Genomic DNA, 25,921 nt, shown 5'->3' with positions numbered 1-25,921 from the left:
ATTCCTTCGCGGACCAGATCGCTGACCCGCCTGACGTTCTTGGATATCCCCTTCACACCCAGAACAGGTGGTCCGAGAACCGCGTTTTGTGACGGTGGTGGCCGGGATTCACAGTGGAGTTCGCTGTGGGCGGAATCTGGGCACGGTGTGGCCGTTCCTGGACTCTCCTGCAGGCGGTGGCCTGCTCGGCGGAGTGGGGCTTCGGCCAGAGGGTGGGACGCCGGTCGGGTTGATGCCCGGTTGGGGGAGTGGGACGTCGGTCAGGGTGGTGCCCAGTTGGGGGTCGCGGCCGCTGGTCGGGGTGTGTCAGCGGGTCCGAACCGCGGTGGCCGTCATTCGGTCCGTGCCGGGGTATCCGTCCACGCCCGACCGGAACCCCGGACTGTGCCCGGCGGCCCCGACCGCAGCGGACCAAGGCCCGGCTGGATTGAAGTATGACCGCCCCGGGCCGAAGTCCCATCCCGCCCGCTGGTGGAGTCCGACCACCCCCACGCGGTCCGACCATCCCTGGGGAAGTCTGACCCTGACCCCACGATGCTCGCGAAGTTCGACGATGCTCGCGCTATAGCGCGAGCATCGTCGAACTTCGCGAGCATCGTGGAATGTGGGTGGGCGCAGACGCGTGGACGCGTGGAATGTGGGTGCGCGGAGACGTGTGGGAGAGGTCGGGAATACCACCGGGGTCACCAGGGTTGAGTCTGGTGTACTCAAGGTTGGAGCACGAGAGGCCCGCTGAAAGGTTGATACGGGTCGACTCAACCGCTAGCCTTGAGCCGTAACCGCTCAAGGGGACGCCAGGCAGATGGTTGGCCACGGGGTCCCGGAGAGCCACATGAAGAACTTTCACCTCACTCAGGAGGAACAGGAAACATGGCCCGTGCAGTAGGCATCGACCTCGGAACCACCAACTCGTGCGTCGCCGTCCTCGAGGGTGGCGAGCCCACCGTCATCCCGAACGCCGAGGGCGCCCGCACCACTCCGTCGGTGGTCGCCTTCACCAACAGCGGTGAGGTGCTGGTCGGCGAGGTCGCCAAGCGTCAGGCTGTGACCAACGTCGATCGCACCATTCGCTCCGTCAAGCGTCACATGGGCACCGACTGGACCGTCAAGATCGACGACAAGACCTACAAGCCCCAGCAGATCAGCGCCTTCGTGCTGCAGAAGCTGAAGAGGGACGCCGAGGCCTACCTCGGTGAGACCGTCACCGACGCCGTCATCACTGTCCCGGCGTACTTCTCCGACGCCCAGCGTCAGGCCACCAAGGAGGCCGGCGAGATCGCCGGCCTGACCGTTGACCGAATCGTCAACGAGCCCACCGCCGCGGCCCTGGCCTACGGCCTGGACAAGACCGAGAAGGAGCAGACCGTCCTGGTCTTCGACCTCGGCGGCGGCACCTTCGACGTCTCCCTGCTGGACATCTCCGACGGGGTTTTCGAGGTCAAGGCCACCAACGGCGACAACCGTCTGGGTGGCGATGACTGGGATCAGCGGGTCGTCGACTGGCTGGTCACCAACTTCAAGAACGCTCACGGCGTCGACCTGTCCAAGGACAAGATGGCCAAGCAGCGTCTGCAGGAGGCCGCCGAGCGCGCCAAGATCGAGCTGTCGCAGGCCTCTGAAACCCAGATCAACCTGCCCTACATCACGGCCACCCCGGAGACCGGTGCCCTGCACCTGGACGAGAAGCTGACTCGCGCCGAGTTCCAGCGCCTCACCTCCGACCTGCTCGACCGCTGCCGCGCACCGTTCAACGCGGTGATGAAGGACGCCGGTCTCGACGTCTCCAAGATCGACGAGGTCATCCTGGTCGGCGGCTCCACGAGGATGCCCGCCGTCACCGATCTGGTCACCGAGCTCGCTGGCAAGGAGCCCCACAAGGGCGTCAACCCCGATGAGGTCGTGGCCCTGGGCGCCTCCCTGCAGGCCGGCGTCCTGAAGGGCGAGGTCAAGGATGTGCTGCTTCTGGACGTCACCCCGCTGAGCCTCGGCATCGAGACCAAGGGCGGCGTGATGACCAAGATCATCGAGCGCAACACCACGATCCCGACCAAGCGGTCCGAGGTCTTCACCACCGCCGACGACAACCAGCCGTCCGTGATGATTCAGGTCTACCAGGGCGAGCGCGACTTCGTCCGCGACAACAAGTCGCTGGGCAACTTCGAGCTCACCGGCCTGATGCCCGCACCGCGCGGCATCCCGCAGATCGAGGTCACCTTCGACATCGACGCCAACGGCATCGTCCACGTCCACGCCAAGGACATGGCCACCGGCAAGGAGCAGTCCATGACTGTCACCGGCGGTTCGGCCCTGGGCAAGGACGAGATCGACAAGATGGTCAAGGAGGCCGAGGCCAACGCCGACGCCGACAAGAAGCACCGCGAGGCGGTCGAGATGCGCAACGAGGCCGATTCGCTGGCCTTCCGCACCGAGAAGCTGCTCGACGAGAACGGCGACAAGATCCCCGAGGACGTCAAGACCCCGGTGACCGAGGCCATCGCGAAGCTGAAGGAGACCCTCAAGGGCACCGACAACGACGACGAGGTGAAGGCCGCCATGGACGACCTCAACCAGAAGGCGTCGGCGATGGGCCAGGCGATCTACGCCGCCGCTCAGGCCAACCAGCAGCAGGCCCCGGCCGATGGTGAGGCCGCCGGCGCCGCCGGAGAGTCCTCGGCCGAGGGCGATGACGGCGTCGTGGACGCCGAGATCGTCGACGACGACAAGGATGACAAGGCCAACTGAGCGCAGCTGTGAGCCCGGCCCCGCGGCCGGGCCCGCAGGCTCCACGCAGTCTCCACGCGTGACCGGGGGCGTCGGGTGAACCGGCGCCCCCGGGGCGCAGAACGCCAGATCCAGGGGTGACGAGAACGACATGAGTGACAACGAGAACTTTGACAAGCCCGAGGACGCCGACCGTCGCGATGGCGGTGACTCCCCGGCCGACCCGGCCGACCCGGCCGATCGGGCCACTGGCAGGGCCAGTGATGACCAGGCCTTCAACGACATCGTGGAGGGAGTCGAGCTGAACACCGACGGCGTCGACCAGAGCACCGGCAGCGGACCAGAGGGTCCGACCGACCCGCCCAGCCGGGAGAGCCAGCTGGCCACCCTGCTGGCCGAGCGGACCGAGGACCTCCAGCGTCTTCAGGCCGAGTACGTCAACTACAAGCGCAGGGTCGACCGCGACCGCGACCTGGCCCGCCAGGTGGGCGTCCGAAAGGTCGTCGCGGACCTGATGCCGGTGCTGGACTCGATCGAGATGGCCCGCCAGCACGGCGAGCTGGAGGAGGGGTCCGGGTTCCGTGCGGTTGCCGACGCGATCGCGAAGGTCGCCGCGGCCCACGACCTCACCAGCTTCGGCGCGGTGGGCGAGGAGTTCGATCCCCACGTCCACGAGGCGCTGATGCAGGTGCCGCTGCCCGGGGCGACGGTGACCTCCGTCTCCCAGGTGATGCAGCCGGGCTACAAGCTCGGCGACCAGGTGCTGAGGCCGGCCCGGGTGGCAGTGTCGGATCCTGATCCGAACGCCGTCTCGGACGGTAACGGCAGCACGGGTACCGGCAGCACCGGCAGCAACGGCAGTGGTGCCTCGGAGGCCGACGGGGGCTCCGGTCAGAGCCCCGCTGGTGACAACTGAGACGCGACACGAGCAGATGAGCAATCGAGTGGATTCGACAGGGAGGAGGCGCTGAATGAGCACGACTGACTGGGCCAACAAGGACTACTACAAGGTGTTGGGCGTCTCCAAGGACGCCAAGCCTGAGGAGATCAAGAAGGCCTTCCGCAAGCTGGCGCGGGAGAACCACCCCGACTCCCATCCGGGCGACAAGGCGGCGGAGGCCCGCTTCAAGGAGGCCTCCGAGGCCAATGACGTGCTGTCAGACCCGAAGAAGCGCAAGGAGTACGACCAGCAGCGCAGCCTGTTCGGCGGTGGCGGCGGGTTCAAGTTCCCCGGCGGGGGCGGTCAGAACGTCCGGGTCGACGACCTGTTCCGCAATGCCACCAACGGCGACGGACTGGGCGACCTGTTCGGCAACCTCTTCGGCTCCACCGGCGGAAGGCGGACCACGACCAGGGCCGCCCGACGCGGTGCCGACGTCGAGGGCGAGGTGACCGTCGACTTCACCGACGCGATCGCCGGTGTCACGGTGCCGATGCGCACCGTCTCCGAGGCCGCATGCCAGGCCTGCCGGGGGACCGGCGCCAAGGCCGGCACGATGCCCAGGGTCTGCCCCACCTGTGAGGGGTCCGGGATGCACACCACCAACAGCGGCGGCGTCTTCCAGATGAGCGAACCGTGCCCAGACTGCAAGGGCCGCGGGATGATCGTCGACGACCCCTGCCCGATCTGCCACGGTTCGGGACGGGCAAAGTCGACCCACACCATGCAGGTGAGGATTCCCGCCGGGGTCGAGGACGGCCAGCGGATCCGCATCAAGAGCAAGGGCTCCCCGGGGGAGAACGGCGGACCGGCCGGCGACCTGTACGTCGTGGTCCATGTGCGTCCCCACAAGCTGTTCGGACGCGAGGGCCACAACCTCACCGTCAAGGTGCCGGTGACCTTCTCGGAGGCCGCCCTCGGCGCCAGGATCGGCGTCCCGCTGCTCCAGGGCGGAACCGTCACCCTGAAGATCCCCGCCGGGACTCCCGACGGGCGCACCTTCCGGGTGCGCGGCAAGGGTGCTCCGCGGCACGACGGCACCCGTGGCGACCTGCTGGCCACCATCGCGGTGACGGTGCCCACCTCGCTGGACGCCGACGCCCAGGCGGCGCTCAAGGAGTTCGCCGCCAGGGCCAACCAGCCCGACCCCAGGCCGTGGGACAGCCCTCACTCCGGGTCGGTGAGCTGAGATGGCCCGGCGCGCGAAGGTCCTCGCCGAGGGGACCGATCTGGCCCCGATCGACGAGGACGCCGCGATCTTCCCCATCTCGGTGGCCGCCGGACTGGCCGGGATGCACCCCCAGACCCTGCGCGGTTACGACCGCCTCGGTCTGGTGGTGCCCAGCCGGGCCAAGGGCCGGGGACGCCGGTACACGGCCCGCGACATCAGCCGCCTGAGGCTGGTGCAGCACCTCTCCCAGGAGGAGGGGATCAATCTCAACGGGATCCGTCGGATCCTCGAGATGGAGAGCCGCATCGACCGGCTCAACGAGCAGATCGATCAGCTCACCGACACGATGCGCCAGATGCAGGACGCCGAGTACCACGGGAATTCGGACCTGCCGAGGGTCTTCACCGCCGAGTCGACCGGGCTGGTGCACATGGGCAGAACCATTGTCCGCGCACAGCTCGCTCTTCCGAGCCGGTGACATGCTGAGGTGATGAGATCGCGTCTGGCTGCTGTCCTGATGGCCCTGCTGGTCATCAGCACGGCCGGTTGCGCCCGATTCCCCAGCGCCGCCGCGGCCCCGGGGACGTCGTCCAGCGGTGCCGGCTCGTCGACGCCGGGGGTGTCGTCGGGGACGGGGACGTCGGGGGCGTCGTCATCCTGGCGCCCGGACTCGACGGGAAGCTCCACAGCCACGCCGACTCCCACCCCGACCCTGGCCGGTCATGCCGGTCGATACGTCACCGTCGAGCTGGGCGACTCGGTCCCCTCGGCGGCCAACTGTCCGGGCTGCGTCTCCTACATCACCCAGGTCGGCGACCGACTGGCCGACCGGGCCGGGGTGACCGGCGTCGTCGTCAATGACGCGGTCGCCGGGTTCACCAGCTCCCAGGTGCTGGACCAGCTGGGCACCGCCGCGGTGCGCTCCCGGGTGGCCGACGCCGACCTGGTCGTCATCACGGTCGGCGCCAACGACCTGCCCGACGACTCGGATGGGTCCTGCGACCCGGACTCGGGGTGCGCCCGGATGGCGATCGCCGAGCTGAGGACGCGGCTCACCACGATCGTCCAGCAGGTCCGCGCGCTGCAGACCGCCCGCGACGCGAAGGTGGTCGTCTCCGGGTACTGGAATGTCGGCGTCGACGGTGCGGTCGGGCGCCAGAACGGGCCGCAGTACATGATGACGTCGTGGACCATGACCCGGCTGTTCAACGCGATGGTGGTCGAGGTCGCCGCATCCCAGAAGGCGATCTACGCCGACTTCTCGACCCCCTTCATCGGGACCGACGGAAGCGCGGACCCGACCGATCTGCTGGCCTCCGACGGGGACCATCCCAATGCCGCCGGGCACGCCCGGCTGTCCGATGCGGTGGTCTCGGCGCTGGGTCGGTGAGGTTCTCCGGCTCCTTGGGGGCGTCTGACCAGGACAGTTTCCGGCTCGTTGAGGGCGTCGGACAGGTGAGGTTCTCCGGATCCTGGATGAGGGTCGGAGCGGTGAGGCCGTCGGCGGTCGGGTGACCCTCCCTTGGAAGTCGTCGGGGACGCTCGGAGGAGCGTGCGGGGAGCCCGAGGATGCTTAAGCTGGAGTCCGTGAATCGACACGAGTTCTTCCAGACCAGTCTCATCTCATCTCTCATGGACGGCGTCTACGAGGACGAGATGTCCATTGCCGAGCTGCTGTCCCACGGGTCCTTCGGGCTCGGCACCTTCAACGGTCTGGACGGGGAGATGGTGATCCTCGACGGACGGTGCTTCCAGCTGCGCGGGGACGGCACCACCCGGCCGGCGCTGATGAGTCAGCACACCCCCTACGCGACGGTGACCAACTTCGTCCCCTCCCACCGTCTGGAGATCAATCAGACCCTGCACCGTTCGGACCTGTCGCGGCTCATCGACGGGCTGCTGCCCAGTGCGAACTACATGTATGCGCTGCGGATCTGCGGTCACGTCGGCTGGGTGACGACGCGCACGGTGGTTCAGCAGGCCAAGCCCTACCGTCCGATGGTGGAGGCCACCGACGGCGAGGAGGTGGTGCGCGCCGAGGACCTGGACGGCGTCTTCGTCGGTTTCCGGACCCCCGTCTACCAGGGCGGGATCTCAGTGCCGGGCTGCCATGTCCACTTCATCGACGACACCCGGACCCTGGGCGGTCACGTCGTCGACTTCGAGATCAGCAACGGGTCGGTCGAGGTGTGCGTCGGCACCGATCTGCGACTTCGACTTCCGGTGACCACCGAGTTCGAGCACGCCGATCTGGCTCCGGCGGATCTGGCCGCCCAGATGGCCAAGACCGAGCACAGCACGATCTGACCTGATTGACGGGGTCGGCTCCGGACCAAGAAGGATCCGGTCCGATTGCCTGGTCTGCTCCGAGAAGGGCCTGGTCTGGCTGCCTGCTGGCTGCTCGCAGTTTCTGGTTGTCGGCGTCTGCGTCTGTCGACGTCTGCCGGTCTTCACCGGTTCCGCCCTCTATCTGCCTGACTCTGCCCGCCCTCACTCCGTTTCTGCCTGCCTCTGCCCGCCCGAACTTCACGTTGATCCAGATACTCGGCGTTGATCCTCTTGTAACTGGATCAACGCCGAGTATCTGGATCAACGTGGTGAGGGGGAGGTGGGGGTGCCGAGTAACTGGATCAACGTGGAGCCAGGGATGGGGGAGGACGTCGTTCAGGGCGGAGAGGCAGCCAGACGCCGTCAGGACAAGGGAGCTGGAGACGCCGTCCAGGGCAGCGGAAGGACACCGTCAGGGCAGGTGGGGAGACGACGGGACGCCGTCAGACCAAGGGCGAGACAGCCAGACGCCGTCAGACCAAGGGTGAGACGGCCAGACACCGCAGGGCAAGAAGCGGAGACAGCCACAGGCACCCAAGAAGGCCGACATCACAACGGAGAACGACGGAACGGCAACCCCCTCAGAGCAGGGCGATGACCTGAACCATGACGATCTTGACCACGGTTCCCAGGGCGAACAGCGCACCGTAGGCCGACTCGATCCGCTCGTCGTTGACCAGGGTGTTGGCATACCCCAGGATCGCCGGCTGGCCGACGAACCCGGCGAATCCGCCGGTGGCCCGCTGGGCCGACAGCTGCAGCCACCGGGCGGCGGCCAGCAGGATGACCCCGCCGAGGATCAGCGAGACGGCCGAGACGATGACCACCGCCAGACCGTGCCAAGTGAGGGCCTGGGAGATGAAGGCCTGACCGGAGGCCAGTCCGACGCAGGCCAGGAAGATCATCAGGCCGATCTGGCGAAGGATGTTGTTGGTGGCGTGCGGCAGGTCCCAGCGCAGCGGCCCGGTGCGGTGCACCGCACCGAGGATCATGCCCATCACCAGCGGTCCGGCAGCTGCTCCGAGCTCGAACTTGAGGCCGCCGGGAAGGGCCACCAGGATCGCCCCGAGCACCAGGCCCATCGCCGCACCCAGACCCAGCGAGAGGGCGTCGACCTGGGAGACCCGGGCCTCCGAGTCGCCGAACAGGTCGGCGGCGTCGGACAGCCGGTTGGCCGGCACCACGACGAGCACCCGGTCGCCGGGCTGCAGGATGATGTCGTCATTGGCGAGCATGTCGAGGTCGCCGCGGCGCACCCGGGTCACCTTGCCGCTGGTGCGTCCGCGGACGTCGATATCTCCCAGACGCCGCCCGACCAGCAGCGGGTTGGAGACCAGGAACCGCCGGAAGTCCACCGTGTTGCGGTCGTCGGTGAGGCGCTTGCGGGACCGGTGTCCCAGGTGCTTGACGGCCTTGTCGACGTCGTTGGGGTTGCCCACCACCAGCACCTGGTCTCCGATGTGCAGGTCGTCGTCGGGGCGGGCCAGGCGCATTTCACCGTCGCGCAGCAGGTAGGACATCCGGATCTGGTCGGCGGTGAATCCGGGGGTGTGGCGGATCGTCGTCTCGCGGTCCACCACGGTGGACACCGAGGTCAGTCCGGCCTCGGCCATCGAGGTGTTGTCCTTCTTGGCCGGCCACTTGCGGGTGGCGATCATCGAGACGACGATCATCGCGACGACGACGCCGACCGGGTAGGAGATCGCGTAACCGACCAGGGTGTCGCCGGCCCCCTGGGTGGCCGACTGGGCGGCGTCAATGGCCGGTGAGGTGAGCACGCCGGCGTAGAGCCCGGCGATGTGCGCCGAGGACAGTCCGAAGAGTCGTCCCAGCCCGATCGCGGCCCCGGCCATCACGACCAGTCCGACGATCGCCGCCACCATCAGCGTCCACTGCCGCTTGAGGTCGGACAGGAAGGTCGAGCCGGCCGACAGTCCGACGGTGTAGCAGAACAGCACGACGCCGAGCGCCTTGACGCTGGCCAAACCCTGTCCAAGACGCGGGTCGAGGGTGCCCACCACGAGCCCCATGAACAGGGCCCCGGCGGCGCCGAAGCGCAGCGGCCCGAACTTGATCTGGCCGAGCATGGCGCCCAGGGCCAGGACCACGAGGATGGTGACCAGCTGGTGGGCGACCAGGAAGTCCAGCACGATGGTGAACACGGATCAGTTCTCCCTCGAGGCGATCTGGTCGCCGTCGGTGTGGTGGTTCGAGTGACGTCGCCGGGCCAGCCGCGACAGCGCCCAGCCGACGATGAGGATGATGAGCCAGACCGGGCCGACGCCGACCGCGATCTGGTAGGCGGGATTGCCCGACAGCACCATCAGGATGACGATAACGGCCATGAATGCCAGCACGAGCCAGTTGGTGACGGGTGCTCCCGGCATCTTGAACCGTAGGGCGCCGATCGCGGCGTCGTCCAGTCTGCGGCGGAAGAACAGCTGGGTGATGACCACCATCCCCCAGTTGATGAAGGCGGCGATCAGGGCGATCGACATCACATATCCGAAGGCCTGGGCGGGCAGTACGGCGGTGAGCAGGACGGCCGCGGCGGTGACGATGCTGGAGACGACGACGCCGACCCACGGCGAGCCGTTGCGGCTCACCTTCGCCAGGACCCGCGGGGCGTTGCCGCGCTGGGCCAGCGAGAAGAGCATCCGGCCGTTGGAGTACAGCCCGGAGTTGTAGGCCGAGACGGCCGCGGTGAGGACGACGGCGTTGAGGATCGCGGCCGCTCCGGGGATGCCGATCTGGTCGAAGATCTGGACGAAGGGGCTGGCCTTCCCGTCGATCCTGTCCCACGGGGTGAGGGCGACGATGACGAAGATCGCCCCGATGTAGAAGATGAGGATCCGGTAGACCACCTGGTTTATGGCCCGGGGGATGGATCGCTGGGGGTCCTGGGCCTCGCCGGCGGTGATCCCGATGAGCTCGACCCCGCCGAAGGAGAACATCACCACGACCAGGCCTGTCATGATTCCGTGCAGGCCGTGGGGTGCAAATCCGCCGTGGGTCCACAGGTTGGAGATCCCGGTGGCCGGGGTGCCGCCGGCTCCGGCCACCATGATCCACAGTCCGAAGCAGATCATCGCGATGATCGCGACCACCTTGATGATCGCGAACCAGAACTCGAACTCCCCGTAGGCCTTGACGTGGAGCAGGTTGATGGCGGTGATGATGACCAGCATCACGGCCGCCGAGACCCAGGTCGGCACCGAGGGCAGCCAGTAGTTGATGTAGATGCCCACCACCGACAGCTCGGCCATCGAGACGGCGATGTAGTTGAACCAGTAGTTCCAGCCGGAGACGAATCCGGCCAGGTCGCCCCAGTAGTCGTGGGCGTAGGTGGAGAAGGCCCCGGAGGTCGGGTGGTCGACGCTCATCTCGCCCAGCGCCCGCATCACCAGGTAGATGACGATGCCTCCGATGAGGTAGCTGACGATCACCGCGGGTCCGGCGGCCCCGATCGAGTCGGAGGCGCCGTAGAACAGTCCGGTGCCGATCGCCCCGCCCAGCGCGATGAGCTGGATGTGACGGTTGCGCAGGTCGCGGCGCAGGGCGATTCCGCCTGTCCGATCGGTGCTGCCATTGTCGTCAGCCTTGCCGGTACTACCGGTACTGCCGGTGCTGCCAGCGTTGTCGGTACTGCCGGTACTGCCGACTCCGTCGTCGGACCCGCCGGGTCCCGAACCGGTGTCGGCGGGGGTGGTGCGGTTCGGCGACTGGAGAGGGCTCACTCCGAGCATCCTAGAGTTCGGGTCTGACGGCGGTGGCGGCGGCCGGGGCGTGGACGCCGCCACCGAGACCTCGGGGGTGGGGTAGGGCGGCGGAGGGACCGGGGGAGGGCCACCGCTATGGCCCTGCCCTCCCGGTGCGGCCCCACCTCGCAGCCTGGTCCCTCCCGGTCCGCCTACTCCAGGTCCCGCACGGTGGGCGGTCAAGTCCCCGACTACTCCCCGGCCAGGGCCACCGACGGGCTCACCCGGGCGGCGTGCCGGCCGGGAATCACCGAGGCCAGCCAGCCGGCCGCCATCGCGATCGCCGCGACCGCCGCCAGCTGCAGCCAGGGCAGGGAGACGATGACATCGGCCCCCTGGCTGCCGAGCATGGCGTAGGTCCCGGCGATCCCGTAGCCGGTGCCCAGCACCAGCCCGACCACCACGGCCGCCACCGACTCCAGCACCGCCTCGTGGCCGAACATCGCCCGCACCTGTCGGCGGGTCAGCCCCAGCGCCCTCAGCAGGCCGATCTCACGGGTCCGCTCCAGCACCGACAGGCCCAGGGTGTTGCCCACCCCGACCAGCGCGATGACCACCGAGATCGCCAGCAGACCGATGACCAGGGCCAGCATGATCGTCACCACCCGCTGGATCTCATCCCTGCTCGAGGCGGCGCTGATGATCGACGCCCCCGGGATCGGGCTGATCGCCCGGGTGATCGACGCGGTGGCGTCGGAGGGGGTGGTCCCGGCCGCGTAGCGCACCAGGATCTGGCTTCCGACGGCGTCGGGAAGAACCCTCTTCATGGTGGCGGCGCTCAGGGCGATGCTGGGCGCCCGCTGGTCCGTGGGCTGGGCCACCGCGACCAGTTCCAGGGAGCGCTGTCCGTTGCGGATCGTCACCTTCTGTCCGGTGGTCACGCCGGGCGCCCGGACCACCACGTGCCGGTCGTCCAGTCTGGCCAGCGCCTCGGTGTCGCGCAGTGCCGCCAGGGCTCCGGCGGAGTATCCGGCGACGTCCACCCGCTGGGTTCTGCCGCCGGCGGTGAGGGTGGCCTGGCCGGAGCTCACCTCTCCGGCTGCGGCCACCCCGTCTGCGCCGCGCGCCGCATCCAGCAGCCGGTCGGGGAGCCGTCCGGAGTCGCTGGTCACGATGGCGTCGGTGGGGAAGTGCTCGTCCAGGGTCTTGTTGACGCTGGTCTGCGCGGTGGCGGCGCCGACCGCCGTCATGACGATGAGGGTGACGCCGACCAGCAGGGCGGAGACGGTGGAGGCCGCCCGGCCCGGGTTGCGCTGGGTGTTCTCGGTGGCCAGTTCGGCCGGGACGCCGCCCAGCCGGGCCGCGAGGCGTCCAAGAGACAGGGCCAGTCGGGGGATGACGACGATCGCCAGGATGAGCACCCCGACGAAGCTCGCCAGTCCGCCGGCGATGCCGGCGACCAGGGCCAGGCCAGTGACCTTCGTCCCGATCGCCCCGTAGACCAGCAGGCCGGCTCCAGCGACGAACAGCACGGCGCCGATCGCCAGTCGGACCCGTCCGACCCGCCGGGTGGGTTCGGGCGACACCGGGGACAGGGCGGCGACCGGGGGAACCCGGGTGGCTCTGCGGGCCGGTGGCAGGGCGGCCAGCACGGTGACCAGGATGCCGACCGCCGCGGGGGCCAGCAGGGACACCGGGTCCAGGGTGATCACCGACTGCAGCGGCAGGTTCATCCGGGACCGGCCCAGGGACACCAGCAGCTGGGAGAGTCCGGTGCCCACCGTCAGACCCAGGATCGAGCCGATCACACCGGTGGCCAGGGCCTCGATGAGCACCGAGTTGCGGACCTGCCGGCGGGTGGCGCCGACGCAGCGGGCCAGTGCCAGGGAGCGGGTCCGCTGGGCGACCAGGATGGCGAAGGTGTTGACGATGACGATCGCGGCGACCGCCACGGCGATCGCGGCGAAGGCCCCCATGAAGCCGGTCAGCGCCCCGGAGCCGGCCAGCGACTGGCGGGTCAGCTCGGCCCGCTCGGCATCGGCTGTGCGCACCGTGATGCCGGCGGCGTCCATCCCGGGAACCTTCTTGACAGCCTGGGCGACGGCCTGCTGGCCGCCGGTCCCGGTGACGTAGACGGTGTCGTAGCCGGGGGTGCCGCGGGCCGCCATCAGGGTCCGGGAGTCGGTGTAGACCTGCTGGCTGTCGGTGTTCATCGAGACCCTCGGGGCGGGGGCGATGACGCCGACCACCCGCACCTGCTGCGGCTTCGCGGCGTTGTCGACGCCGAGAAGGGTCAGTGTCGATCCCTGCCTCACCCCGGCGTCGATCATCAGGGGGTTGACGAGGGCCTCCCCGGCGCTGCGGGGGAGCCGCCCCGAGACCAGGGTGCGCTGACCCGAAGAGGGGGTGAGGTGCCCCTCGACCATCGACATGCCGCCGGAGTGGGTGGCCCTCAGCGTCGTGGAGATCGTCGGGTCGACGCCGGTCACCCCGGAGGCTCGGGAGATCGCCTGGGTGGCGGCGACCGGGAGGGTGGTGGAGGGGTCGGCGACCACGACGGCGTCCGCCCCCTCGACCGATGCGGCGGTCTGGGAGGTGATGGAGGCCTTCATGGTGGCCGACATGATGAGGGTGGCGGCCAGGAAGGCGACCCCGAGCAGGACCGCCAGGATGGTGGGGATCAGTCTGCGGCGCTCCGGAGTCATCGCGCGACCCCCACGTTCCGGGCGGCAGCGTCCTGTGCCGATGCGTCCGGTGCGTCCAGGCCTGCAGCATCCCGGCAGGCCGGACAGCCGGCGTCTCTCCAACCGTGTGTCGCTCCGCTGCCTGCGGCTCCGCTGCCGTCCGGTCTCGTGGAGCCGTCCTCGGCCAGCACCCCGGCCCGCAGTGACACCCAGTGGTCCTCACTGGTTCGCCCGTCGCGCAGGGTGACGACGCGGTCGGCGTACTCGGCGGCGTGGTGGTCGTGGGTGACCATCACGACCGTCTGTCCCAGGTCCTCGACGCAGTTGCGCAGGAAGGTGAGCAGGGAGTCGCTGGCCGCGGAGTCCAGAGCCCCGGTGGGCTCGTCGGCGACGATGACGTCGGGACGGGTGATGAGCGCCCGGGCCACCGCGACGCGCTGCTGCTGACCGCCGGACAACTCGGAGGGCCGGTGGGACAGCCTCTCGGTGATCCCCAGCATCCCGGTGACCCGGTCGAACCACTCCTGGTCGACTCGACGCCGCGACAGCTTCAGCGGCAGCAGGATGTTCCTCTCGGCGGTGAGGGTGGGCATCAGGTTGAAGGACTGGAAGACGAAGCCGATCCGGTCGCGGCGCAGCCGGGTGAGGTCGTCGTCGGACAGCGAGGTGATGTCGGTGTCGCCGATCCACACCGTGCCGCTGGTGGGGGAGTCCAGTCCGGTGAGGCAGTGCAGCAGGGTCGACTTGCCCGATCCGGAGGCCCCCATGATGGCGGTGAGATGGCCGGCCGCCAGATCCAGACTCACCCCGTCCAGGGCGTGCACGGTGGCGGGACCGGAGCCGTAGGTCTTGGTGAGGTCGACGGCGCGGACCGCGGACCGCACGGTAGGTCGGGATCCGGACCGGGGCGGTGCGCCGTCGGGGCGAAGGGCGCGGGCGGGGGTGGCTGAGTGGGACATCGTGCGGTCTCCTGGGTCTGGGTCAACGAACACCACAGACGCTAGAAATCGGCCGCATCGTCGCGAATCATCCGCCGGAATGGTTCCGCAGGTCCTTCCGCAGGAGGATGCCGGCCACCACCCAGCAGGTGACCGAGCCGATAACCGCCCCGGAGGTGTTGGCGATGACGTCGCGGATGTCGGCCACCCGGTGGGGCAGGAAGAGTCCCTGGACCGACTCGATGATCACCGTCGCGACGAATCCGACCAGGACATTGCGCCACACCGACCGGCGCCACCACCACGCCACCGCGCCGACCGGCAGGAACATCACGATGTTGGCGCTGAACTCCAGGGCCGGCGTGCTGAAGAAGGAGGAGCCCTCGCCGGGATCGGGGTCGAAGACGATGACGCCGATCACCAGGGTGAGGACGATGGTGCAGGTCAGCCGTGCCGCCCGGCTGGCGAACAGCGCCGCAAGAAATCGACCGAGGGCCGTGCCCTGTCGATCGGGCCCGTTCACCGGCCCGGGCTCCGCTTCGGCGTCGCGTCCCCGCCGACCCGGACCACTCATCGAACCGTTCACTGAACCGCTCACCGACCGGGCCTCACGAGGCCGGCGTCATAGGCGGTGATGACCATCTGGACTCGGTCCCGCAGGCCCAGCTTGGCGAGGATGTGGCCGATGTGGGTCTTGACGGTGGTCTCGGCCAGGAAGAGTTTGGCGGCGATCTCGGCATTGGTCAGGCCCGCCCCGACACAGGTGAGCACCTCGCGCTCCCGGTCCGAGAGAGCTTCGATGAGGTCGGGGTCGGTCGGCGAGGGACCGCCGCCGTCGGTGGGCAGGAACCGTTCCAGCAGACGTCGGGTGGCCGAGGGTGCCACGACGGCGTCCCCCGAGGCGACCGACCGGATCCCGGCCAGCAACTCGGCGGGACCGGCGTCCTTCAGCAGGAATCCCGACGCCCCGGCCCGCAGCGCCGAGTGCACGTACTCGTCCAGATCGAAGGTGGTGAGGACCAGAACCCGGGCCTCGGAGCTGCCGGCGATGATCTGGCGGGTGGCCTCCAGACCGTCCATCCGCGGCATCCGGATGTCCATCAGCACGACGTCGGGCTCCAGCTCGGTGGCCATCGCCACGGCCTGGACGCCGTCGGCCGCCTCCCCGACGACCTCCATGTCCGGCTGGGCGTCGAGGACCATCCGGAATCCCACCCGCACCATCTCCTGATCGTCGGCGAGCAGCAGTCGGATGAGCTGGTCCGGGTTCACGGGGTCTCTCCTGGGGTCCGGTGGGTGGGTGTGGACTCGACCGGGATGACGGCGTCCACCTGATATCCGCCGTCCAGCCGGTCCCTGGCCTCCAGCGTGCCACCCCACGCGCTGACCCGCTCGCGCATCCCCACCAGGCCGTGCCCGGCGCCGTCGTCGGTGGCGGCCAGGGAGCCGCGGCCGTCGTCGGTGACCCGGACCTCCACCCGGTCGGGCCGGTGGATGATCTGCACCAGGGCGCTGGCCCCGGGGCCGGCGTGCTTGAGGACATTGGTGAGGGACTCCTGGACCACCCGGTAGCAGGCCAGGTCGGCGCCGGCGGACAGGGCCGGATGGCCGTCGGGGTCCCCGGTCACCTGCAGGGTCACCGGCAGCGCGCCGCGGGTCTCCTCGATCAGCGCGGGCAGGTCCGCCAGCCCCTGGGAGGGGGTCAGATCGGCGGGGCGACCGGAGTCGTCGCGCAGCACCCCGACCAGCCGGCGGGTCTCGGTGAGGGCCGTGCGGGCGGTCTCGGCGATGGTGTCCAGGGCGGTGGCCGAGGATCGCAGGCGCGACTCCGCGTCGCCGGCGTCGTCGTGGTGGGCCAGGTAGGACCCGCCGTCGGCCTGGACGACGATCACCGACAGGGAGTGGGCGACGATGTCGTGCATCTCCCGGGCGATCCGGGTGCGCTCCTCCTGGGTGGCGAGTTTGACCCGCTGGTCACGCTCCCGCTCCAGGTCCTCGGCGCGGCGCCGCAGCTGCTCGAGGTTCAACCGGCGCTCCCGGGCGAACCGTCCGGCGTACCAGGCCATCAGCACCGTGACGGCGCAGCCGATGGTGAGCGCGGTGATGTTGAGGATGAGCTCCTGGCGGCCGTAGGAGCGGAACACATCGTCATTCAACGACCATCTCAAACCGGCTGCCAGACTGCCGGCCAGGGCCAGCCAGAGCCACCACCGGGCGTGACGGGCGTTGCCGTAGGCGATCACCGCGTAGATCACGATCGGCACGGTGACGTTGCCGGCATTGGGGCCGGTGGCGACGACGAGCTGGACCAGGCAGGCCACGGCCACCCCGGCCGCGGCGACGTCGGGTCGGGCCCGCCGCCAGATCAGCGGGACCACGTAGCACAGCCCCCACAGGGCACGTGCCCAGCCGTAGTGGCCACTGATGGTCCCGGCGAGGGCGAACGGGGTGAGCAGCAGGGCCAGCACGGCGTCACCGACCATCGGGTGGCGCCCGAGCCAGTTGTGGATTCCGCGAATGCTCAGGCGGCGACGAGTGCTCACCGTTCGAGCCTAGGCAGCCAGGGCGCCCGCGGCATCCTCCTGGGGGAGGATCCGCGCTCTCCCGAGGGAGGGTCCGACCCCTCCCGTGGCGAGGATCCGCCTTCCCCGGCAGCGGAGGACCCATGGCACCGGGGCGCTGAGACGTCGAGATGTCGAGGCGCTGGGGTACCCCGGGACCCCGCAGGTCAGCGGGTAGCGAATCCGGGGGTCCAGGGGCTGGTCAGCGACGTTTCGGCGTGGAACGCTCGGCCTCGTGAGTCATCCGATCCAAGAGTCCGATCTCGCCCAGGAGCTGGCCGGGGTGTTCCGCCAGTACCCGGCGGGTGCGGCCGTGCTCACCGCCCGCGGTGCGGCCGGTCCGGTCGGCATGACGGTGTCCTCGCTGGCCTCGGTCTCGGTGCGCCCGGCGATGGTCTCGCTGTCGATGGGCCATGGTTCGATCACCCTGGCGGCCCTGGAGGAGGGCTCCCGCGTCGTCCTCCATCCGTTGGAGGCCGGCCAGGAGCAGCTGGGCAATGAGTTCGCCCACCACGGCATCTCCGAGTTGAGGACCCGCTGGATGGTCTCCTCCGAGCAGGTGCCCTGTCTGGACGTCCCCACTGCCCGGCTGCACTGCGAGGTCGTCAGGATGGTCGACGTCGGGTCGGCGACCGTGGTCGTCCTGGAGGTCGACCGGATCGAGCCGGGACGCCGTGGCCACGACGCCCTGGTGTGGCTGGGCCGGCGCTGGCGCACGATCCCTCGCTGACGAGCCCTGGACAGTCCTGCGGGGCTACTGGTGGACCCGTGAGGGGTCCGATCGAGGGGTACTCGCACCGGGGGGAACGGTGTCCGGACGGTTTCTGGTGATCCTCGTCTGATCCCTCGAGGATCCGGGTACGGTGGAAACGACCCTCGACGACGAGGCAGTCGCTCCTCGCCGAGGCGAATCGTGTCGAAGGAGATCATCATGACTGTCACCATCAACACCGAACAGCTCGACCGGATGCACTCCGGTCAGGGATTCATCGCCGCCCTGGACCAGTCCGGCGGCTCCACCCCCAAGGCACTGAGGGCCTACGGGATCGGCGAGGACGCCTACGGCGACGACAAGCAGAAGATGTTCGACCTGGTCCACCAGATGAGGACGCGGGTGGTGACCAGCCCGTCCTTCACCAGCGCGCACATCCTGGCCGCGATCCTGTTCGAGATGACCATGGACCGCGAGATCGAGGGGATCCCCACCGCCGACTTCCTGTGGCAGCGCAAGGGGATCGTCCCGATCCTCAAGATTGACAAGGGGCTGACCGACGAGGCCGATCACGTCCGCGTCATGAAGCCCATCCCCGGGCTGGAGGAGACCCTGGCTCGGGCCCGCGAGGAGAAGCACATCTTCGGGACCAAGGAGCGCTCGGTCATCCTGGACGCCGACGAGACCGGTATCCCGCGGATCGTCGACCAGCAGTTCGACCTCGGTGAGAAGGTGCGGGCCGCCGGCCTGGTGCCGATCCTGGAGCCGGAGGTCGACATCCACGCCCCGGCCAAGGAGAAGGCCGAGGACCTGCTGCACGAGCAGCTCCGCAGCCACATCGACGCCCTTCCCGACGACGCCCGGATCATGCTGAAGCTCACCATCCCGAGCCGGACCGACCTGTACGCCGACCTCATCGCCGAGCCCAAGGTGGTGCGCGTCGTCGCGCTGTCGGGCGGCTACTCGCGCACCGAGGCCAATGAGCTGCTGGCCCGCAACCACGGCCTCATCGCGAGTTTCTCCCGGGCTCTGGCCGAGGGCCTGAGTGTCGACCAGTCCCAGCAGGACTTCGACGCCACTCTGGCCTCCTCGATCGCCTCGATCTACCAGGCCTCCATCAGCTGAGCGGTCTCCATCAGTCCCGCCTTCATCAGCTGAGCGGTCTCCATCAGTCGAGTCGTGTCAACCGGTCGAGCGGCTTCCTATAGGTTGTTGGCCGTGACTGCGTCAATACCGCCAATGGTCGCCTTCGATCTGGACGACACCCTCGCGCCCTCCAAGACGCGGCTTCCCGAACCGATGGCCGAGACTCTGGCACGGCTGCTGGAGGCCACCCAGGTGTGCGTGATCTCCGGCGGCCAGTTCGGCCAGTTCCGCAGTCAGGTCGTCGAACCCCTCGATGAGGTGGGGTCGGCCCGGATGGACCGGCTCCACCTCATGCCGGCCTGCGGCACCCAGTACTACCGGCTGGTCGACGGCCGGTGGGACAGGATCTACCTGGAGGCTCTCACCGACGACGAGAAGTCGCGGGCCACCGAGGCTCTCGAGGGATGCGCCCGCAGGCTCGGCCTGTGGGAGGAGCACACCTGGGGTCCGACGATGGAGGACCGGGAGTCCCAGATCACCTTCTCGGCCCTCGGCCAGGAGGCGCCGGTTCCGGCCAAGCTCGCCTGGGACCCGACCGGTGAGAAAAAGCTGCGGCTGCGCGCCGCGGTGGCCGAACTGCTGCCCGATCTCGAGGTGCGCGCCGGCGGATCCACCTCCGTCGACATCACCCGGGTCGGACGCGACAAGTCCTTCGGAATCGGCGAACTGCTGACGAAGACCGGCCTGAACCGCGAGGACCTGCTGTTCTTCGGCGACCGGCTCGACGTCAACGGCAACGACTACCCCGTCAAGGCGATGGGGGTGCCCTGTGTCTCGGTCACCGGGTGGCAGGACACCGTCGAGAAGCTCGAGGCCCTGCTCGCCGAGGCCGCCGGGGCCGGCCTCCACCAGTCCGCCTGAGGCCCTCAGCCCGGCCTCACCAGCGGGAACACCAAGAATGAACCCGGCGACAACCCTCTCGTAACCTTCGACTCCCCCTCAGGACAACTGGCCTGCCTACCTTTCTGGAGGCAGGTCCGTTGGACCAGGAGGAGTGAGCGTGACGAGTGCAGCACCAACGATCGCACGGCCGAGAGGCCACATCGGTCGGCGACGAATCCATGAGGCGCTGCTCTTCGTGGCCTTCGTCCTGCCCAATGCCGCACTCATCGCCGTGTTCACCTACCGGCCACTGGTGCTCAACATCTGGTACTCGATGCTGGACTGGACTCTCGGCTCCCCGACGGCGAAGTTCATCGGCCTGGGCAACTACCGCGAGTTCTTCAGCCGCGACGCCGGCCAGGTCCTCACCACGACACTGGTCTTCACCGTCGTCACGGTCGGCGGGTCGATGCTCATCGGCCTGGGCCTGGCCGTCGTCCTCAACCGCAGGCTGGTCGGACGCAATGTCGCCCGGGCCACCGTCTTCGCCCCCTACGTCCTGTCGGGGGTCGGCGTCGGACTGGTCTGGACCTTCATCTTCGACCCGGTCGGCGGGGTGCTGGCCGCGGTGCTGCGGAAGTTCGGACAGTCCTCCCCGCGGTGGTTCCTGCAACCGCCGCTGTCCCTGACGATGATCATCATCGTCTACATCTGGAAGAACCTCGGCTACTGCGCGGTGATCTACCTGGCCGCCCTCCAGGCCATCCCCCGCGACCTGCTGGAGGCCGCCGCCCTGGACGGCGCCACCCGCGGCCGCAGCTTCCGGGCGATCATCTGGCCGCTCATCTCGCCGACCACCTTCTTCCTGCTGATGACGACGATCCTGTCCTCACTGCAGTCCTTCGACCTGATCCGCATCATGACGCCGATGGGCCAGGGCACCACCACGCTGATGTACGCCTCCTACCTGCAGGCCTTCGGCGGTTACAACCGGGCCGGCTACTCGGCGGCGATCTCAACCCTTCTGGTCGTCATCCTCCTCATCCTCACCGTCTTCCAGATGAGGTTCCTCGAGCGGAAGGTCTACTACGCATGAGCCTCGCACTGACCCGGACACCGTCCCGGGACGCCGAGGGGACCAGGCGGGCCCACAGCAGGCACCAGTCCTCGGTCGACGAGTCGATCGTCGGCCCGGACTCCTGGTCGCGGCGCGTCCTCGGCGGCTACCTGCCCCTGGTGATCGCCTGCCTGGTGATCGTCCTGCCGCTGCTGTGGATGATCCTGAGCTCCCTCAAGACCTCCGGCGAGGTCGTCACCCAGGACCTCGTGCTGTGGCCCCACCACCCGAGCCTGACGGCCTATCTCAACGCCTCGGCGAAGGTCGACTTCCCCCAGCTGTTCCTCAACTCGGTGCTGGTCACCGCGGTCGGCGCGGTGGTCAAGCTCGTCCTGGCGATCACCAGCGCCTACGCCTTCAGCTTCCTGAGGGTCCCGGGACGCCGTTTCATCTTCATCGCGATCCTGGTCGCCCTGATGGTGCCCTCCCAGGTGAGCCTGGTCCCCAACTACATCACCATCGCCGGGCTCGGCGGGGTCAACACCTACTGGGGAATCATCCTGCCCGGACTGGGCACCGCCATCGGCACCTTCCTGCTGCGCCAGAACTTCATGTCCCTGCCGATCGACGTTCTGGAGGCCGCCGAGATGGACGGCGCCGGGCACCTGGGCCGGCTGTTCCGGATGGTCGTGCCGATGTCGACGCCGGCGATCGCCACGGTCGGTCTGGTGACCATCGTCGACGAGTGGAACAACTACATCTGGCCGCTGGTCATCACCACCGACGACTCGCGGATGACCCTGCCGGTCGGCCTCACCCTGCTCAAGAACATCGAGGGTGATCCCAGCGCCTACCCGGTGCTGATGGCCGGGGCGGTGGTCGTCATCCTGCCGGTCCTCATCGTCTTCCTCTTCCTCCAGCGATACATCGTCGCTGGTCTCACCCAGGGTGCGGTCAAGTGAGCGCATCCCACTTCCACAAGGAGATCCCTGTCATGCTTCATGATGTGTCCAGCGCCGCCATCTCGCGACGCAGCCTGCTCGGCCTGGCCGGGCTCGGCGCGGGTGCCGCGCTGCTGTCGGCCTGCTCGGGGCCCTCGACGACCTCGGCGGCCGGTTCGGCCTCGGCCGGGGCGACCGGCGGACCCAGCTTCGACGGCGTCACCCCTGCCAAGACCATCTCCTTCTGGTCGAACCACCCCGGCAGCTCCCAGGCCATCACCCAGTCGATCATCAAGAAGTTCAAGGCCCAGTCGGGCATCACGGTGAACCTCGTCACCGCGGGCAGCACCTATGAGGACGTCGCCCAGAAGTTCCAGAGCGCCCAGGCCGGCGGCCAGCTGCCCGACCTGGTGGTGCTGTCGGACGTCTGGTGGTTCCGCTACTACATGCAGGACTCGATCATCCCGCTGGGCAATGTCATCAAGGCCGCAGGCCTCGAGCTGTCGGACTACCGCGACGGCCTGGTCGCCGACTACCAGTACAAGGGCGAGCAGTGGGCGGTGCCGTGGGCCCGCTCCACCCCGCTGTTCTACTACAACAAGAACCACTTCAAGGCCGCCGGACTGCCTGACCGGTCACCGACCAGCTGGGAGGAGTTCGCCACCTGGGCGCCCAAGCTGATGGCGGTCAAGGCCACCACGAAGGCCAAGTACGCCTACGAGATCCCGGCCCTGGCCGGATACGCCGGTTGGACCCTCCAGAACACCCTGTGGGGGTACGGCGGCGGCTGGTCCAGGCGCAACAGCTTCGACATCACCTGCGACTCCCCGGCCACCGTCAAGGCCCTGAACTACTTCGCAGACGCCGTCAACACCTCCAAGTGGGCCGGGGTGGCCAGCACCGCCGCCATCGACGACCTGGCCGCCGGCGCCTGCTCGGCGACCATCGAGTCCACCGGATCGCTGGTCGGCGTCCAGAAGTCCATCGGGTCCCGCTTCCAGGTCGGCGTCGGCTTCCTGCCCGGGGGACCGGTCTCCACCAAGCCGGTCTGCCCGACCGGCGGCGCCGGGGTCGGCATCCCGAAGGGGATCGACAAGGCCAACCAGCTGGCGGCCGCGAAGTTCATCGCCTTCCTCACCAACCCCGAGAACACCGTGGACTTCTCCTCGGCCACCGGGTACATGCCGGTCCGCAAGTCGGCCGACACCTCCTCGCTGCTCGACAAGAACGCCCTCATCGGCACCGCGATCAAGCAGCTGGACGTCACCCGCACCCAGGACTGGGCACGGGTCTTCATGCCCGGCGCCGACCAGGAGATCGCGAAGGCGGTGGCCGGCATCCTCACCCAGAAGGCCGACACCACCGCCACCATGAAGAGCCTGCGGTCCACCCTGGAGGGGATCTACACCAGCCAGGTGAAGCCCCACCTCAACTGAGTGCGAGGGGTCCCCGACCCCCGGAATACTCCACGCCTCGGCAGGGTTGAGTCTGTGTCGCTCAAGTATGGCTTGACGTTCAGAATGAACGGGCCATACTTGAGTCAGTAGAACTCAACCCTGCGAGGCACATACATGGATACCAATCTCACCACGATGAGTCGTGACGCGGTCTCGGCCGCCTCGCGGCACGCGTTGGCCCACGGGAATCCCTCCGTGGAGCCCTCTCACCTGCTGCACGCCCTGTTCACCATCCCCGACAACACCGTCGGGCCGCTGGTCAAGGGACTGAACATCGAACCCGAGGCGATCGACCGGATCGCCACCGAGGCGATGCGCAAACTGCCGTCTTCCTCGGGGGCCTCGGTCTCCCAGCCGCAGCTGTCCGGCGCGCTGGCCCGGGTCATCGCCGACGCCCAGAACCGCGCCCAGGAGATGGGCGACTCCTTCGTCGCCACCGAGCACCTGCTCATCTCGCTGACCACCGTCCCCAGCGACGTCCAGCCGGGACTGACCGAGCTCGGTCTGCGCCCCGACACGCTGACCCGCGCCTTCAACGAGGGCCGCGGCGACCGCCGTGTCACCTCCGAGGAGTCCGAGGGCGGGGAGTCGGCCCTGGCCAAGTACTCGGTGGATCTCACCGAGCGCGCCCGCGCCGGCAAACTGGATCCCGTCATCGGCCGTGACGCCGAGATCCGACGGGTCATCCAGGTGCTGGCCCGACGCACCAAGAACAACCCCGTGCTGATCGGCGAGCCCGGCGTCGGCAAGACCGCCGTGGTCGAGGGGCTGGCCCAGCGAGTGATTGCGGGCGACGTCCCCGACTCCCTGAAGGGTCGCCGGGTGGTCTCCCTGGATCTCACCTCGATGGTCGCCGGCGCCAAGTACCGCGGCGAGTTCGAGGAGCGCCTCAAGAGCGTCCTCAACGAGATCAAGGAGGCCGAGGGTCAGATCATCACCTTCATCGACGAGCTGCACACCGTGATCGGTGCCGGCGCGACCGGTGAGGGGTCGATGGACGCCGGCAACATGCTCAAGCCGATGCTGGCCCGTGGCGAGCTGAGGATGATCGGTGCGACCACCCTCGACGAGTACCGCGAGCACATCGAGAAGGACCCGGCCTTCGAGCGCCGGTTCCAGCAGGTCTTCGTCGGCGAGCCCTCGGTGGAGGACACCATCGCCATTCTGCGTGGCCTGCGCGAGCGTTACGAGGCGCACCACAAGGTGCGTATCACCGATGGCGCCCTGGTGGCCGCGGCCACCCTGTCGAACCGGTACATCACCGCCCGTCAGCTGCCTGACAAGGCGATCGACCTGATCGACGAGGCCGCCTCTCGACTGCGGATGGAGATCGACTCCTCCCCAGAGGAGATCGACACGCTGCGCCGTGAGGTCGACCGGATGAAGATGGAGATCTTCGCCGTCGAGAAGGAGGAGGATCCCGCCTCCAAGCAGAGGCTGTCGCGTCTGCAGGCCGAGATGGCCGACAAGGAGGAGCAGCTGCGCGGCCTGGAGAGCCGGTGGGAGGCCGAGAAGTCGGGTCTGAACAAGGTCGGCGAGCTCAAGAAGCAGATCGACCAGTTGCGCACCACCGCCGACAAGTTCCAGCGCGAGGGCAACTTCGGCAAAGCCTCGGAGATCCTCTACGGGGAGATCCCTGCTCTGGAGGGCCAGATGGAGGAGGCCAACAAGGCCGAGGAGGAGACGCCGCGAATGGTCTCCGAGGAGGTCTCCTCGACCGATATCGCCGAGGTGGTCTCGGCGTGGACCGGGATTCCGGTGGGCCGGATGATGCAGGGCGAGCAGGAGAAGCTCCTCCAGATGGAGGGACGTCTTCATGAGCGTCTGATCGGCCAGGAGAAGGCCGTCAAGACCGTCTCGGACGCCGTGCGGCGCTCCCGCGCCGGCATCTCTGACCCCAACCGACCGACCGGGTCGTTCCTGTTCCTGGGGCCGACCGGCGTCGGCAAGACGGAGCTGGCCAAGTCGCTGGCCGAGTTCCTGTTCGACGACGAGACGTCGATGGTGCGTATCGACATGAGCGAGTACATGGAGAAGCACTCGGTCTCCAGGCTGGTCGGCGCTCCTCCGGGCTACGTCGGCTACGAGGAGGGTGGCCAGCTCACCGAGGCCGTGCGGCGTCGTCCGTACTCGGTGATCCTGCTCGACGAGGTGGAGAAGGCTCATCGTGACGTCTTCAACATCCTGCTGCAGGTGCTCGACGACGGGCGTCTGACCGATGGTCAGGGCCGCACGGTGGACTTCCGCAACACCATCCTCATCATGACCTCGAACCTGGGTTCGCAGTTCCTCTCGGACCCGAATCTCGACGAGCCCGCCAAGCGGGAGGCCGTGATGGGCGCGGTGCGTGCGCAGTTCCGCCCCGAGTTCCTCAACCGGCTCGACGACATCGTGATGTTCGACCCGTTGACCACCTCGGACCTGAGCCGCATCGTGGACACCAACCTGACCAAGCTCAACGCCCGGCTGGCCGAGCGTCGGATCACCATCGAGCTGAGCCAGGCCGCCAAGGACTGGTTGGCAATGACCGGTTACGACCCGGTCTACGGCGCCCGTCCGCTGCGGCGTCTGATCCAGACCACCGTGGAGGACCAGCTGGCCCGCAAGGTGCTGTCCGGCGAGATCGCCGAGGGCAGCACGGTGCACTTCGACGTCAGCGATTCCGACGACGGTCTGGAGATCGTCTCCCAGCAGCCCGCTGCGGCGGTGTGATCACCGGCTGTGCCACCGGATGTGCCCGGTCCC

19 protein-coding genes and 1 pseudogene are annotated in these 25,921 nt (G+C 68.6%); 13 read left to right on the top strand and 7 right to left on the bottom strand.

The window, feature by feature from the left end:
* Positions 1 to 870 precede the first annotated feature (870 nt).
* The 6 genes from dnaK (at position 871) to budA (ending at position 7,139) form a co-directional block, all read left to right on the top strand.
* The gene (gene dnaK / locus FEZ32_RS02290; protein WP_028703201.1) at positions 871 to 2,742 is read left to right on the top strand and encodes a molecular chaperone DnaK; all 1,872 of its coding nucleotides are present in this window, start codon (positions 871 to 873) and stop codon (positions 2,740 to 2,742) included.
* A gap of 130 nt (positions 2,743 to 2,872) precedes the next feature.
* Positions 2,873 to 3,637, top strand: coding sequence for a nucleotide exchange factor GrpE (locus tag FEZ32_RS02285; protein WP_138679794.1), 765 nt, complete (start codon positions 2,873 to 2,875; stop codon positions 3,635 to 3,637).
* 55 nt (positions 3,638 to 3,692) lie between these two features.
* Positions 3,693 to 4,850, top strand: coding sequence for a molecular chaperone DnaJ (gene dnaJ, locus FEZ32_RS02280; RefSeq protein ID WP_138679793.1), 1,158 nt, complete (start codon positions 3,693 to 3,695; stop codon positions 4,848 to 4,850).
* Between the two features lies 1 nt (position 4,851).
* On the top strand, positions 4,852 to 5,310 hold the full coding sequence (locus tag FEZ32_RS02275) for a heat shock protein transcriptional repressor HspR (protein WP_097799364.1): 459 nt from the start codon (positions 4,852 to 4,854) through the stop codon (positions 5,308 to 5,310).
* 12 nt (positions 5,311 to 5,322) lie between these two features.
* Positions 5,323 to 6,222, top strand: coding sequence for an SGNH/GDSL hydrolase family protein (locus FEZ32_RS02270; RefSeq protein WP_138679792.1), 900 nt, complete (start codon positions 5,323 to 5,325; stop codon positions 6,220 to 6,222).
* A gap of 197 nt (positions 6,223 to 6,419) precedes the next feature.
* On the top strand, positions 6,420 to 7,139 hold the full coding sequence (gene budA / locus FEZ32_RS02265; RefSeq protein WP_027586526.1) for an acetolactate decarboxylase: 720 nt from the start codon (positions 6,420 to 6,422) through the stop codon (positions 7,137 to 7,139).
* Positions 7,140 to 7,741: 602 nt separating this feature from the next.
* Here budA and FEZ32_RS02260 read toward each other — a convergent pair.
* The 7 genes and pseudogenes from FEZ32_RS02260 to FEZ32_RS02230 all read right to left on the bottom strand — a co-directional run bounded on the left by FEZ32_RS02260 (position 7,742) and on the right by FEZ32_RS02230 (position 16,963).
* On the bottom strand, positions 7,742 to 9,322 hold the full coding sequence (locus FEZ32_RS02260) for an aspartate:alanine exchanger family transporter (RefSeq protein WP_036981654.1): 1,581 nt from the start codon (positions 9,320 to 9,322) through the stop codon (positions 7,742 to 7,744).
* A gap of 3 nt (positions 9,323 to 9,325) precedes the next feature.
* On the bottom strand, positions 9,326 to 10,723 hold the full coding sequence (locus FEZ32_RS02255; RefSeq protein ID WP_051238324.1) for an amino acid permease: 1,398 nt from the start codon (positions 10,721 to 10,723) through the stop codon (positions 9,326 to 9,328).
* Between the two features lie 386 nt (positions 10,724 to 11,109).
* Positions 11,110 to 13,563: an ABC transporter permease gene (locus FEZ32_RS02250; protein ID WP_138679791.1), complete on the bottom strand. Its 2,454-nt coding sequence runs from the start codon at positions 13,561 to 13,563 to the stop codon at positions 11,110 to 11,112.
* Between the two features lie 200 nt (positions 13,564 to 13,763).
* Positions 13,764 to 14,501 (bottom strand): annotated as a pseudogene (locus tag FEZ32_RS02245) (ABC transporter ATP-binding protein); the annotation flags it as partial.
* Between the two features lie 67 nt (positions 14,502 to 14,568).
* Positions 14,569 to 15,003: a VanZ family protein gene (locus tag FEZ32_RS02240; protein ID WP_051232178.1), complete on the bottom strand. Its 435-nt coding sequence runs from the start codon at positions 15,001 to 15,003 to the stop codon at positions 14,569 to 14,571.
* Positions 15,004 to 15,074: 71 nt separating this feature from the next.
* Entirely contained in the window at positions 15,075 to 15,704 is a 630-nt protein-coding gene (locus FEZ32_RS02235; RefSeq protein WP_051232224.1) for a response regulator, read from the bottom strand.
* Positions 15,705 to 15,748: 44 nt separating this feature from the next.
* Positions 15,749 to 16,963 (bottom strand): sensor histidine kinase, encoded by a 1,215-nt coding sequence (locus FEZ32_RS02230; protein WP_051232226.1) that lies wholly within the window; start codon positions 16,961 to 16,963, stop codon positions 15,749 to 15,751.
* Between the two features lie 313 nt (positions 16,964 to 17,276).
* On the opposite strand from FEZ32_RS02230, the gene FEZ32_RS02225 reads away from it, so the two are divergent.
* The 7 genes from FEZ32_RS02225 (at position 17,277) to clpB (ending at position 25,888) form a co-directional block, all read left to right on the top strand.
* Complete coding sequence (locus tag FEZ32_RS02225; RefSeq protein ID WP_027586531.1) at positions 17,277 to 17,771, top strand: flavin reductase family protein; 495 nt, start codon at positions 17,277 to 17,279, stop codon at positions 17,769 to 17,771.
* A gap of 201 nt (positions 17,772 to 17,972) precedes the next feature.
* Complete coding sequence (locus FEZ32_RS02220) at positions 17,973 to 18,878, top strand: fructose bisphosphate aldolase (RefSeq protein ID WP_051232228.1); 906 nt, start codon at positions 17,973 to 17,975, stop codon at positions 18,876 to 18,878.
* A gap of 114 nt (positions 18,879 to 18,992) precedes the next feature.
* Positions 18,993 to 19,760 carry an HAD-IIB family hydrolase gene (locus tag FEZ32_RS02215; protein ID WP_138680818.1) on the top strand — a complete coding sequence of 256 codons (768 nt, stop codon included), beginning with the start codon at positions 18,993 to 18,995 and terminating at the stop codon, positions 19,758 to 19,760.
* Positions 19,761 to 19,899: 139 nt separating this feature from the next.
* A complete protein-coding gene (locus FEZ32_RS02210) occupies positions 19,900 to 20,817 on the top strand; it encodes a carbohydrate ABC transporter permease (RefSeq protein ID WP_138679790.1) in 918 nt (305 codons plus the stop codon).
* On the top strand, positions 20,814 to 21,740 hold the full coding sequence (locus tag FEZ32_RS02205; protein ID WP_138679789.1) for a carbohydrate ABC transporter permease: 927 nt from the start codon (positions 20,814 to 20,816) through the stop codon (positions 21,738 to 21,740). Before FEZ32_RS02210 ends, FEZ32_RS02205 begins: the two co-directional genes overlap by 4 nt.
* A 32-nt stretch (positions 21,741 to 21,772) precedes the next feature.
* Positions 21,773 to 23,155: an ABC transporter substrate-binding protein gene (locus tag FEZ32_RS02200; RefSeq protein WP_138679788.1), complete on the top strand. Its 1,383-nt coding sequence runs from the start codon at positions 21,773 to 21,775 to the stop codon at positions 23,153 to 23,155.
* Between the two features lie 135 nt (positions 23,156 to 23,290).
* A complete protein-coding gene (gene clpB / locus FEZ32_RS02195) occupies positions 23,291 to 25,888 on the top strand; it encodes an ATP-dependent chaperone ClpB (protein ID WP_028703193.1) in 2,598 nt (865 codons plus the stop codon).
* Positions 25,889 to 25,921 lie beyond the last annotated feature (33 nt).

This window comes from Acidipropionibacterium jensenii, assembly GCF_005890135.1.
GTDB lineage: Bacteria > Actinomycetota > Actinomycetes > Propionibacteriales > Propionibacteriaceae > Acidipropionibacterium > Acidipropionibacterium jensenii.
This window is presented reverse-complemented; position numbering and strand designations above follow the sequence as displayed.